This is a genomic window from Actinomadura sp. NPDC023710, assembly GCF_040639875.1.
Lineage (GTDB): Bacteria > Actinomycetota > Actinomycetes > Streptosporangiales > Streptosporangiaceae > Spirillospora > Spirillospora citrea.
Genome location: NZ_JBFAGB010000015.1, coordinates 13455 through 25519, shown reverse-complemented (window position 1 = coordinate 25519; position 12065 = coordinate 13455). Strand labels below are relative to the sequence as shown.

Sequence of the window (12065 nt, the reverse complement as noted above, 5' to 3'; positions counted from 1 at the left end):
CGGCCCTGGCGCGGAGGCCGCCCGTCCCGACAACACAAACTGCCGGAACCGCTCTAGCCGGGACGGAGCACTGTGGGGCGTCGAGACGACGAGTCGTTCGTGGAGTTCGTGGCGGCACGCGGCGATGCCCTGCTGCGCACCGCGGCACTGATGTGCGGGGCCCGGCAGGACGCCGAGGACATCCTGCAGACCGCGCTAGAGAAGGCCTACCGCCAGTGGGGGCGGCTGGAAGCCGGCAGCGATCCCGAGCCGTACGTCCGCCGGATCCTGGTCAATCTGGTGATCAGCCGGTCCCGGCGGTGGAAGGTGCTCCGGGAGATCCACATGGCGCGGCTCCCGGAGACGCCGGCCGAATCGCCGAACCATTCCGTCGAGCTGAGGGGGACCCTCATGGACGAGTTGCGCAAGCTCGGCCCCCGGCAGCGCGCGGTGCTGGTCCTGCGCTTCTGGGAGGACCTCTCGGAGGCGGAGACGGCACAGGCTCTCGGCTGTTCGGTAGGAACGGTGAAGAGCCAGGCTTCCCGGGGGCTCGCCAGGCTCCGGGAACGCCTCGACAGGAACCTGGCTCCTTTGGGGAGATGAGCGATGGATCTGGAGAGTGAACTGCGGAAGGCCATGGCCGAGCAGGTGGCCGGGGCGACCGCGTCACAGTCGCTCGTCACCGACGTCAAGCGGCGCCACCGCCGCCGCAAGGCCCGCGTCCACGCGGCCGCAGGCGTCGCGGCGGCCTCGGTCGCCGCCCTGGCCCTGGTGCCCACCTATCAGTCGTTCCGGGCCACACCGGCCGGAGACACCGAGACGACCCGTCCCAGCAACACCGTCTCGGCTCTTCGGCTACCGGAACGACCTCCCGCCTCGGGCCTCCCCGAGTCCCCGTCTCCTCAGGGGAGGCCCGAGGCAGGAGCCTCGCAGAAGCCGGAGGCGCGCGGCCCGTCCGGCGACGGGCAGGCCCCGCCCAAGCCGGGCGCGGGCGGCGTCGCGGGCGCGCTGCCGAAGTGGATCACGTACCTGCCGGACGGCCTGGCCGCCACCGGCCCGTGCGCGGTCTCCGGCGACGCCGACCGCACGACCACGACCTGCGCGTGGCGCGGCAGCGGCGGCTGGGTGGAGATCGCGCTCGTGAAGGGCGGGCTGACCGGCCCGCAGGACCTGATGCGCGCGCCCGGCATCCCCGGCCGCACGTCCGTGCACGGCATGCCCGCGCTGACCGGCGACCGTCCCGATTCGTCGCGGCAGATCTCCTGGCTGGCACGGCACGGCGTCGGAGTCACCGTGACCGCCTCCGGCTCCGCCAAGGACCGGCTCATGCGCATCGCGGAGGGCGTGCGCCCCTGAACCCCGTTCCGGCGGGGCGTCCCACGGCGGAGAGGGGCCGTGCGCGGGACGTCCCGCCGGACTTCCCGGGACGGGAACCGGCGGAACCCGTCCCATACGAAACCGGCCCCGGGAGTTGTGCGCCCGGGGCCGGTTTCGTGTACGCCGGTTCGCTCACACGGCGTGCCTGTGGGGGTCAGCCCGCCTCGGACAGCAGCTTCGCGACGCGCGAGACGCCCTCGACCAGGTCGTCGTCGCCCAGCGCGTAGGAGAGGCGGAAGTAGCCCGGCGTGCCGAACGCCTCGCCCGGCACCAGCGCGACCTCGGCCTCCTCCAGGATCAGCGACGCCAGCTCCACCGACGTCTCCGGACGCCTGCCGCGCACCTGCGTGCCGAGCAGCGCCTTGACCGACGGGTAGGCGTAGAACGCGCCCTCCGGCTCGGGGCACACCACACCCGGGATCTCGTTCAGCATCCGCACCATCGTCTGCCGGCGCCGGTCGAACGCCGTGCGCATCTCCGCGACCGCCGACAGGTCGCCGGTCACCGCGGCGAGCGCGGCGGCCTGGGAGACGTTCGCCACGTTGGACGTCGCGTGCGACTGCAGGTTCTGCGCGGCCTTCACCACGTCCGCCGGGCCGATCAGCCAGCCGACCCGCCAGCCGGTCATCGCGTAGGTCTTGGCCACCCCGTTCAGGACGAGCGTCCGGTCGGCCAGCTCCGGCACCACCACGGGCATCGAGTGGAACTCGGCGCCCCCGTACACGAGGTGCTCGTAGATCTCGTCGGTGACGACCCACAGGCCGTGCCCGTCCGCCCAGCGCCCGATCGCCTCGATCTCGTTGCGGCTGTAGACCGCGCCCGTCGGGTTGGACGGCGACACGAACAGCAGCACCTTCGTCCGGTCGGTGCGGGCCGCCTCCAGCTGCTCGACGCTCACCTTGTAGCCGGTGGTCTCGTCGGCGACGACGTCCACGGGCACCCCGCCCGCCAGCTTGATCGACTCGGGGTAGGTCGTCCAGTACGGCGTCGGGACGATCACCTCGTCGCCCGGGTCGAGCAGCGCCGCGAACGCCTCGTACACCGCCTGCTTGCCGCCGTTGGTCACCAGCACCTGCGACGCATCGACCCGGTGGCCGGAGTCGCGCTCGGTCTTCTCGGCGATCGCGGCGCGCAGCTCGGGCAGCCCGCCCGCGGGCGTGTACTTGTGGAAGCGCGGCACCCGGCACGCGGTCACCGCGGCCTCGACGATGTAGTCGGGAGTCGGGAAGTCGGGCTCGCCCGCGCCGAAGCCGATGACCGGGCGGCCCGCCGCCTTCAGCGCCTTGGCCTTGGCGTCGACGGCCAGCGTGGCGGACTCGGAAATCGCGGCGATGCGCTTGGAGATGCGAGGACGGTCGATGCTCATCCCCCTATCGTTACAGACGGCGCGCCGGGACCCGCAGCCATATATCCAGGCCGGTCGGACGGGTCGCCGCCGCGGCCTCCCGGCGGTCCCCCGGTATCCGGTTCGACGCGGGCCCCTCCGGCACGTAGACTCCTCCTCCAAGTGACGTGTCGCCGGTATACGCGCCTGTCCGCACGCGGGCACAGATCAGGCCGTAAGCTGGGACCCGGCACCCACCCGATCCCGTGGTCGGGGTTCTCCTTAGCCGGAGAAGCGAAGGGCAGTGGCTCAATTGGTAGAGCTCCGGTCTCCAAAACCGGCGGTTGGGGGTTCGAGTCCCTCCTGCCCTGCGAGGTGCGGTGCGCGCACCCGTGCCGGCCGCGCCATGGCGTCGCCGTGGCACTCCGCGGCACGGGACCGCGCGGCAACCACAGAGTGGTTGGATCACGACCTATGAGGTGAACGGCGGCAAATGGCGACTGAGACTCGCGACGAGCCCGAGGCCAAGGACGAGGGCAAGGGCAAGAACAAGTCCCCTTCCAAGCGGACCTCGCCCGCGCTGTTCGTGCGCCAGATCATTGCCGAGCTGCGCAAGGTCATCTGGCCGACGCGGCGAGAGCTGATCACCTACACGACCGTTTCGCTCGTGTTCGTGCTGGTCATGGTCGCGATCGTCTCCGGCGTCGACTACGGGTTGCAGAAGGGCATCTACGAGCTCTTCGGCTGACGCCGCCCGGCCAGGGCCGGATGCCGGGCCCCGCCGTACCTTCGCAAGTCCATCACCGCAGACCGAGAGAAGAGTTGACCGTGTCCGAGCCCTCACAGCCCTACGACGAGGCCGTGGAAGAGGCCCAGTCCGCTGCGGCTGCTGCGGCCGACCAGGCGGCCGAGCCCGCCGACGAGACGGCCGAGGCGGTCGTCTCCGCCGGTGACGCCGAGCCCGCGGACACGAAGCTCGAGGGGGAGGGCCCCGCGCCGGACGCGGCCGAGGGCGCCGCCGAGCTCGCCGAGTCCGTCGAGGGCGAGAAGCCGGCCCCGTCCGCCGAGGACGAGGCCGCCTCCGAGGAGGCCGCCGAAGGCGAGGCCGGCGAAGAGGAGGAGGCCGCCGCCGAGCCGCCGGCCGACCCGTACGCCGACTTCAAGATGCAGCTCCGCCTCCAGCCGGGCGACTGGTACGTCGTGCACTCCTACGCGGGCTACGAGAACCGGGTCAAGACCAACATCGAGACCCGCACGCAGACCCTCAACATGGAGGACTACATCTTCCAGATCGAGGTCCCGCAGCACGAGGTGACCGAGATCAAGGGCGGCAAGCGCCAGAAGGTCAACGAGAAGGTCCTGCCGGGCTACATCCTCGTCCGCATGGAGCTCACCGACGAGTCGTGGGCCGCGGTCCGCAACACCCCCGGCGTCACCGGGTTCGTCGGCCTGCTGAACAAGCCGTCCCCCCTCAGCCTGGACGAGGTCGCCAACCTGCTGGCCCCCGAGCCGGAGGAGGGCGTCGCCAAGACCGCCAAGGAGCAGGCCAAGGCCCCCGCCACCGTCGACTACGAGGTCGGCGAGTCGGTCACCGTCATGGACGGCCCCTTCGCCACCCTCCCCGCCACCGTCAACGAGATCAACGCCGAGCAGCAGAAGCTCAAGGTCCTGGTCTCCATCTTCGGTCGCGAGACGCCGGTCGAGCTCTCCTTCAACCAGGTCTCCAAGATCTGACAGCTCGAGTCCGACCCCGTCCCCGACACGTCCGGGCCGCTCCGGCCAGGCCGTATCCTGGACGGGCCGTCCCCGCCCAGGCGGGGACGGGTTCGGGTTCCCGGCCTCCGGTCCTCGGAGGCGGGCGCCCGTCGCCCCCGCTCGCGCGGGGATGACCCCAGTCGCTGTGCCCGTGAGGGTGCGGCTTCGCGCCCCGCGCACGCGGGGGCGCGGGGGGTCGGCCAAGGTCCCAACGCGGCGGTCTAGTTCCGCCCGCCGTGTTGCCCGGTGTCCGGGAGTCGGGACCACAGTGAAGAGGAACACGAGGGAGAGGCATGCCTCCCAAGAAGAAGAAGATCGCCGCGCTCGTCAAGGTCCAGCTGCAGGCCGGTCAGGCCACGCCTGCGCCGCCGGTCGGTACCGCGCTCGGTCCGCACGGCGTCAACATCATGGACTTCTGCAAGCAGTACAACGCTGCCACGGAGTCCCAGCGCGGCAACGTCATCCCCGTAGAGATCACCATCTACGAGGACCGGTCGTTCAGCTTCGTCACCAAGACCCCGCCGGCCGCGCAGCTCATCCTGAAGGCCGCGGGCGTGGAGAAGGGCAGCGGCGAGCCGCACAAGACCAAGGTCGGCTCGGTCACCCGCGACCAGGTCCGTGAGATCGCCACGACCAAGATGCCCGACCTCAACGCCAAGGACCTGGACGCCGCCGAGAAGATCGTCGCCGGCACCGCGCGGTCGATGGGCATCGAGGTCAAGTAAGCCGTCAGTGGGAGGGCCGGCGCTGGCCCCTACCACGAGTTCCAATCTGGAGGAACGCACATGAAGCGCAGCAAGGGCTACCGCGCCGCGGCGGAGAAGATCGACCGGGAGCGGCTGTACAGCCCGGTCGAGGCCGTGAAGCTGGCCAAGGAGACCGCGGTCACCAAGTTCGACGCGACCGTCGAGGTCGCCATGCGGCTGGGCGTCGACCCGCGCAAGGCCGACCAGATGGTCCGCGGCACGGTCAACCTGCCGCACGGCACCGGCAAGACCGCCCGCGTGCTCGTCTTCGCCGTCGGCGCCAAGGCGCAGGAGGCCGAGGCGGCGGGCGCCGACCTGGTCGGCTCGGACGACCTGATCGAGCGGATCCAGGGCGGCTTCCTGGACTTCGACGCCGTCGTCGCCACGCCGGACCAGATGGGCAAGGTCGGCCGGCTCGGCCGGGTGCTCGGTCCGCGCGGCCTGATGCCGAACCCGAAGACGGGCACGGTCACCATGGACGTGTCGAAGGCCGTCACCGACATCAAGGGCGGCAAGATCGAGTTCCGGGTCGACCGGCACGCGAACCTGCACTTCATCATCGGCAAGGCGTCCTTCGACGAGCGCCAGCTGGTGGAGAACTACGCCGCCGCGGTCGACGAGATCCAGCGCCTCAAGCCGTCCGCCGCGAAGGGCCGGTACGTCAGGAAGGCGGCGCTGACCACGTCGATGGGCCCGAGCATCCCGGTGGACCCGAACGCGGTCCGCAACCTGACGGCCGAGCTCGAAGAGGCCTGATCAAGCCTGGCGTAGAACGCCGTCGAGCAGGGCGCCCCCGGTACGACCGGGGGCGCCCTGCCCGCTTTTCAGGGCTGATTTAAGCGGGGGTGTCTTTTTGCGGGCGCTCCTCATGGGGCCGCCGTTCTCCATGGGGGCTACTAACGGGGCGACGTGCTTCGGGTCGCGTTCAGCGGGACGCGGCCGGCATCGCCGACCGGTCCGCCGCTAGATTCGGCGGCCCGGATCGTCGGCGAAGGGATGCCATGGGCGGGTTGCAGCGTCGGGACGTCCACCGGTTGTACGACGTGCTCGACGGGGCCGCGGAAGACGCCCCCGAGGCCCCGGCCGTGTCGGTCGACGGCACGACGTGGACGTTCCGGGAGCTGCGCGCCCGGACGGACGCGCTGGGCGCCCACCTGTCGGCGCGGTGCTCGCCCGGGGCGCGGGTGGCGCTGCTCGCGCACAACCGGCTGGAGTACGTGGCGGCCTACTACGGGGTCCCGCGCGACGGCAGGATCCTGGTGCCGCTGAACCAGAGGTTGCATCCGCGCGAATGGGCCGACCAGATCGTCCGCTGCGGAGCCGAGCTCGTCATCGGTGAGCCGGAGCTGCTGGAGAGGCTGGCCCGCGAGGGCGGGCTTCCCGGCGACCATCCGCCGCTCGTGGACGTCGCCGACCTGCCGTGGGACGGCCCGGCCCCCTCTCGGGAGGGCGACCACGATCCGGCCGGGGTCGCCTGGCTGATGTTCACCAGCGGCACGACCGGCCGGCCGAAGGGCGTGCGGCTCACCCACCGGAGCCTGCTCGCGGGCATCACGGTCACGGCTTCGGGGCGTCCCGTGCTGCCAGGTGACGTGTTCTGCACGCCGTTCCCCCTGTGCCATGTGGCGGGCTACCAGGTCGTCCTGCACCACCTGTTCCGGCGGCATGCCGTCGTGCTGCGCCGGTTCGGTCCGGCCGTCCTGGTGGAGGCGGCGCGCCGGCACGGCGTCACGAACCTCTCGCTCGCCCCCACGATGCTGGAGGATCTGCTCGCGCACCTGGACGGGGACCCGGTGGCTCTGGTGGCGCTGCGCGCCACCGTCCGGGTGATCGCGTACGGGTCGGCGCCGATGCCGGTTCCGCTGCTGCGCCGTGCGGACGCGGTGCTCGGCTGCGACCTGAACCAGGGGTACGGCATGACCGAGCTGTCCGGCAACGCGACGTTCCTGTCCCCGGCGGACCACCGTGCCGCCGTCGCGGGGCGGCCGGAGTTGGCGGCGTCGGCGGGCCGCCCGGGCGCCGGCGCGGAGATCGCCGTGATCGGCGAGGACGGGGCCCCGCTCCCGCCCGGTGCGCAGGGCGAGGTGGTCGTCCGCGGGCCACAGGTGGCGGACGGGTACTGGGACGATCCGCTGGCGACCGCCGAGGCGTTCGCGGGTGGCTGGTTCCGCACCGGCGACGCCGGCCGCGTCGACGACGACGGCTACCTGTACCTCGCCGACCGGCTCAAGGACGTGATCATCACGGGCGGGGAGAACGTCTCGTCGCGCGAGGTCGAGGACGTCCTGCGCACGGTCCGGGGGGTCGGCGAGGTGGCGGTGGTGGGGCTGCCCGATCCGCGCTGGGGCCAGTCGGTGTGCGCGGTGATCGTGCCGGACGGCGTCCCGCCGCGGGAGGAGGACCTGGTCGCGGCCTGCCGCGCCCGGCTCGCCGGTTTCAAGACCCCGCGGCGCATCGCGTTCGTGGCGGTCCTCCCGCGCACCGGGACCGGCAAGGTCCGCAAGACCGTCCTCCGCACCGAGCTGGCCACCCGCACCGAGCCGGCCGATCGGCCCGAAGGCTGCTGAACCGGCGGATACACGGCTTGCAGTCCGGAACCGGACAATTTGGTACCTGATTGTTTTGTTACCGCCGAGGAACCTGGTGTTGAATTGCCGCGTGAAGCGTCGTACCGATCGGGCCATCGCCATCTCCGCCGTGACCGCGGTGGCCGTCGTGCCCACGGCGATCCTGATGGTGGTGAAGATCGGGGGCGACTCCCCGAAGGATGCGGGGGCGCTGCCCCCCTCCGCGGCGATGGCCCAGCGCGACCCCGCCAACCCCAACGGCGCCGCGGCCGCCACGGTCTCCCCGGGCACGCCCGGCGCGCCGGGGTCGGCTCCCGGCGCGAGCGCGCGTCCCGGCACGCGCGCACCCGGAAACGGGGGCGCCGCGCACGGCCTGCCGACGGCGCCGCCCCAGCCCGGTCCGAGCCTGCACTCCTTCACCCGCAAGACGGACATGAAGGTGACGGTCGGGCCGAACGGCGACTACCAGCACGCCACCGAGACGGCCACGTTCACGCTGTGGCCGACGTTCGCGATGAGCGCCACCGGCGTCACGCAGACGATGAAGGGCGGCGAGCTGTCCAAGGTCACCCAGAAGGTGATCGTCCAGGGGAGCACGCTCAAGGGTTACGACGGGCAGAAGTGGACGCGGTCCACGCTGACGGCGGCGCAGCTGGGCAAGCTGCAGAACGACTCCGACCCCCGGCAGTTCACCTTCATGATCGGGACGCTGCCCGGCATGACGGCGGGCGAGCCGGACGCCGCCGGGCGGACGCGCTTCACCGCGCAGGCGCTCATGGGCGGCGTGTACGCGCTGCTTCCGCAGGACGCGGCGACGGCGTTCCGCAAGTGGGTGCCGGACGACACCGGATGCGGGCTCGATCTGCTGGCCGACAGCGAGGCCCGCCCGACCGCGATCAGCCTCGGCGCGCAGGCGCCCGGCGCGGGGTTCGCCGGGTCGATGACCTTCGGCTCCTACCGCTGACGCGGGCTCGGAACACCGGACCACCCTGACGTCAGATCAGGGGGACGGCTACGCCGTTGGTCGTACCGCGCGGGGGCCCATTCGTACCACCGGGGGATGCCTCGCCGTTAGCGCCCGAAGAGACTGGGAACACCAGCAGGGCGACAAGGGAGGCTCAACCCTCATGAACCGACGACTCGTGGTGGCGGCCGGCGGCACCGCAGTAGGTACCGCGCTCCTCCTGTCCGGATGTAACGGGGACGGGTCGGAGAACACCGGCAACATGAAGCTCAGCGCCAACCAGGCGTTGCTGAAGGCGTCAGAGAAGACCGGCAAGGCCGACACGTTCAAGGCCGACCTGACGGTGACGGGCACCGGCGACCGCGGCGGGAAGGTCCACGCCAACGGGCAGTTCCGGCTGCGCCCGTCGCTGGAGTTCAGCGCGAAGCTGGACGACTTCAGCCAGAACGGGCAGAGCGTGCCGGGCGCCAAGGGCCAGGCCGTCTTCACCGACAACGTGCTGTACGCGAAGGTCCCGCAGCTCGCGCAGTTCGTCAGCGGCGGCAAGCCGTGGGTGAAGATCGACGTGAACCAGATGGCGCAGCGGACGGGCTTTGACGTCCGGGGCCTGGTCGACCAGGTGCAGAAGGTGGACCCGGCCGAGCAGACGAAGATGTTCACCGGCTCCAAGGACGCCCGCAGGGTCGGCACCGAAACGGTCGACGGCGTCAAGACGACGCACTACGCCGGGACGGTCACCGTCGAGGACGCGCTGAACCGGCTGGACGCGCAGGCCCGCACGAAGGTCCAGCAGTGGCTGCCGAAGGACCGCGCCAACGGCAAGATCAACTTCGACCTGTGGACGGACGGTGAGAACCTGCCGCGCAAGCTCGTCTCCAAGGCCACCGGCTCGCAGGGCGAGAACGGCTCGGTGACCGTCCTCTACAGCGACTACGGCAAGTCGTTCAACGTGAACACGCCGCCGTCCGACCAGGTGGGGCAGCTGTCCCTCCAGGGCATCCTGGGCGGTAACTGAGAACGGTGAACCGCAGCGGGGTCATTTGCGTCTGATGTACCGTTCGGCTCCATCGCCCGGGCGCCAAGAAGACCAAGGAGACCCCCCTGATGATCCGTCGTTTCGCGGTAGGCACGGCGCTGGCCACCGGCCTCGCCCTCTCGCTGACCGGCTGTCTCGGGGACGCCGAGAAGACGGTGGACGACGCCGGCAAGGGACTGCGGCTGTCCGCCGCGCAGGTCCTCGGGAAGGCCGCCGAGAAGACCGGCCAGATCGACTCGTTCCAGGCCGACATGACGATGAAGTCGACCGGCTCGTCGACGGGCGCCGTGTCGATGAACGGCACGATGCAGTACCGCACGAAGCCCGATCTGGCCTACAGCATGAACTTCGGGCAGATGACGGTCGCGGGCAAGCCGATGTCCGGCATGGAGCAGCGGCTCGTCGGCCGGAACATGTACATGAAGATGCCGATGCTGTCCCAGCTCGGCGGCGGGACCAAGCCCTGGATCAAGATCTCGCTGGACGAGCTGGGCGCCAAGACCGGGATGAACATCGACGAGCTGCTCCAGCAGTCCCGGCAGATGGACCCGGTGCAGAACACCAAGATGCTGACGGCGTCCAAGGACGCGCGCGAGGTCGGCAAGGAGACGATCGACGGCGTCCAGACGACCCACTACACCGGCACGTACAAGATGGAGGACGCGGTCGCGAAGCTCTCCCCGGAGACGCGGGAGGCCTACCGCAAGAGCCTCGGCACGACCGGCCTCCAGGCCATGCACTTCGACCTGTGGGTGGACGGGCAGCAACTGCCGCGCCAGATGACGATGAAGTCGACGCAGTCGACCGCGGGCGACATGATCATGACGATGAAGTACCGCGACTACGGCAAGCCGGTCCAGGTCACCGAGCCGCCGGCGAGCGAGGTCACCGACTTCGGCGAGATCATGAACCGCCTCGGCGGCGGCGGTGGACTGCCCGGCACCTGATCCGAACCTGAGCGCGACCGAGGGACCGCACCCCGCCCGGGGCGCGGTCCCTCGCCGTGTCCGCCGATTTGGCCTCCTCGGTCAGGGCACGTATGCTGTCCCGTGCCGAAGACCGCCGGTCGTCACCTCCCGCGAGGTGACCGAAGGACCCGACTCAGTTCGGGCGGCCTGCGTAGGTGAGACGAGAGCTTCCCGCATGGCCTCCGTGTCGTGCCTGAACGCCCCGTGCGCCTGCGCCGGGGCGTTTTTTGGTGGATCGGCGCCCCAGTTCGTCCGCGGACTGCGGCGTGGATCGGACCACCCAGGTAATCGGAAGGAGGGCTATGGCCAAGGCCCACAAGGACGCGGCGATCGCCGAGCTCAAGAACGAGTTCGAGAGCTCCAACGGCGCCGTGCTGACCGAGTACCGCGGGCTTTCCGTCGCGCAGGTCAAGGAGCTGCGCGACAACCTCGGCGAGACCGCGCGGTTCCGCGTGGTGAAGAACACGCTGACCAAGCGCGCCGCGAACGAGGCCGGCGTCGACGAGCAGTTCCGCGACCTGCTCGAAGGCCCGTCGGCCATCGCGTTCGTCCGCGGCGACGTGGTCGAGGCCGCCAAGGGCCTGCGCGACTTCGCCAAGACGAACCCGATGCTGGTGATCAAGGGCGGCTTCATCGACGGTCAGTCGATGGACGCGGCCGAGATCACCAAGCTGGCGGATCTTGAGTCGCGCGAGGTGCTCCTCGCGAAGCTGGCCGGTGCGATGAAGGGCTCGATGGCGAACGCCGCCGCGCTGTTCAACGCTCTGCCGACGCAGGCCGCCCAGCTCGCCGAGGCGCTGCGCGCCAAGCGCGAGGCCGAGGGCGAGACCGCCGAGGCACCCGCCGCCGCCGAGGCGTCCGCCGAGTAGGCAACCCGCGGTTCCGTACCACCCCAGATCACAAGCCATAGCGGAGGAATCATCATGGCGAAGCTCAGCACCGACGACCTGCTCGACGCCTTCAAGGAGATGACCCTTCTCGAGCTCTCCGAGTTCGTGAAGCAGTTCGAAGAGGTCTTCGACGTCAAGGCCGCCGCCCCCGTCGCCGCCGTTGCCCCGGGCCAGGGCCTTCCGGTCGGCGGCGCCGAGGAGGCCCCGGTCCAGGACGAGTTCGACGTCATCCTCGAGGGTGCCGGCGACAAGAAGATCCAGGTCATCAAGGAGGTGCGCGCCCTGACGAGCCTCGGCCTCAAGGAGGCCAAGGACCTGGTCGACGGCGCGCCGAAGGCGCTGCTGGAGAAGGTCAACAAGGAGACGGCCGACAAGGCCAAGGAGGCCCTGGAGAAGGCCGGCGCCTCGGTCACCGTCAAGTAACGACGCTCCAGAGCTCCGGAGCCCGCGCGGCTCCCC

The 12065-nt window shown here is 70.8% G+C and carries 13 protein-coding genes and 1 tRNA gene; 13 read left to right on the top strand and 1 reads right to left on the bottom strand.

The annotated features are described in order from the left end of the window. The first annotated feature begins 72 nt into the window (after positions 1–72). The gene (locus AB0H37_RS18875; protein WP_329085168.1) at positions 73–582 is read left to right on the top strand and encodes a SigE family RNA polymerase sigma factor; all 510 of its coding nucleotides are present in this window, start codon (positions 73–75) and stop codon (positions 580–582) included. 3 nt (positions 583–585) lie between these two features. Further along, positions 586–1335: a hypothetical protein gene (locus tag AB0H37_RS18870; RefSeq protein WP_179837723.1), complete on the top strand. Its 750-nt coding sequence runs from the start codon at positions 586–588 to the stop codon at positions 1333–1335. Positions 1336–1510: 175 nt separating this feature from the next. Here the strand turns inward: AB0H37_RS18870 and AB0H37_RS18865 are convergent, their stop codons facing one another. Continuing rightward, positions 1511–2722, bottom strand: a complete 1212-nt coding sequence (locus tag AB0H37_RS18865) for a pyridoxal phosphate-dependent aminotransferase (protein WP_360614004.1) — start codon at positions 2720–2722, stop codon at positions 1511–1513. A gap of 256 nt (positions 2723–2978) precedes the next feature. Between AB0H37_RS18865 and AB0H37_RS18860 the strand changes: the two genes are divergently transcribed. The 11 genes from AB0H37_RS18860 to rplL all read left to right on the top strand — a co-directional run bounded on the left by AB0H37_RS18860 (position 2979) and on the right by rplL (position 12029). Beyond that, positions 2979–3051, top strand: a tRNA-Trp gene (locus tag AB0H37_RS18860). 122 nt (positions 3052–3173) lie between these two features. Further along, positions 3174–3428, top strand: coding sequence for a preprotein translocase subunit SecE (secE, locus tag AB0H37_RS18855; protein ID WP_089315420.1), 255 nt, complete (start codon positions 3174–3176; stop codon positions 3426–3428). An 80-nt stretch (positions 3429–3508) separates the two neighbouring features. Continuing rightward, a complete protein-coding gene (nusG, locus tag AB0H37_RS18850) occupies positions 3509–4414 on the top strand; it encodes a transcription termination/antitermination protein NusG (RefSeq protein WP_360614002.1) in 906 nt (301 codons plus the stop codon). A gap of 314 nt (positions 4415–4728) precedes the next feature. Then, entirely contained in the window at positions 4729–5160 is a 432-nt protein-coding gene (gene rplK, locus AB0H37_RS18845; protein ID WP_179837720.1) for a 50S ribosomal protein L11, read from the top strand. Between the two features lie 60 nt (positions 5161–5220). Then, positions 5221–5937, top strand: a complete 717-nt coding sequence (gene rplA, locus AB0H37_RS18840; protein ID WP_179837719.1) for a 50S ribosomal protein L1 — start codon at positions 5221–5223, stop codon at positions 5935–5937. Between the two features lie 245 nt (positions 5938–6182). Next, a complete protein-coding gene (locus tag AB0H37_RS18835; protein ID WP_360613999.1) occupies positions 6183–7748 on the top strand; it encodes an AMP-binding protein in 1566 nt (521 codons plus the stop codon). Positions 7749–7839: 91 nt separating this feature from the next. After that, positions 7840–8712, top strand: a complete 873-nt coding sequence (locus tag AB0H37_RS18830; RefSeq protein WP_360613997.1) for a hypothetical protein — start codon at positions 7840–7842, stop codon at positions 8710–8712. Between the two features lie 163 nt (positions 8713–8875). Further along, positions 8876–9727, top strand: coding sequence for a hypothetical protein (locus AB0H37_RS18825; RefSeq protein ID WP_218935421.1), 852 nt, complete (start codon positions 8876–8878; stop codon positions 9725–9727). A gap of 89 nt (positions 9728–9816) precedes the next feature. Beyond that, positions 9817–10695, top strand: coding sequence for an LppX_LprAFG lipoprotein (locus AB0H37_RS18820; protein ID WP_329085185.1), 879 nt, complete (start codon positions 9817–9819; stop codon positions 10693–10695). Positions 10696–11018: 323 nt separating this feature from the next. After that, on the top strand, positions 11019–11585 hold the full coding sequence (rplJ, locus tag AB0H37_RS18815; RefSeq protein ID WP_179837715.1) for a 50S ribosomal protein L10: 567 nt from the start codon (positions 11019–11021) through the stop codon (positions 11583–11585). 54 nt (positions 11586–11639) lie between these two features. Further along, the gene (gene rplL, locus AB0H37_RS18810) at positions 11640–12029 is read left to right on the top strand and encodes a 50S ribosomal protein L7/L12 (RefSeq protein ID WP_329085187.1); all 390 of its coding nucleotides are present in this window, start codon (positions 11640–11642) and stop codon (positions 12027–12029) included. The last annotated feature ends 36 nt before the right edge of the window (positions 12030–12065 follow it).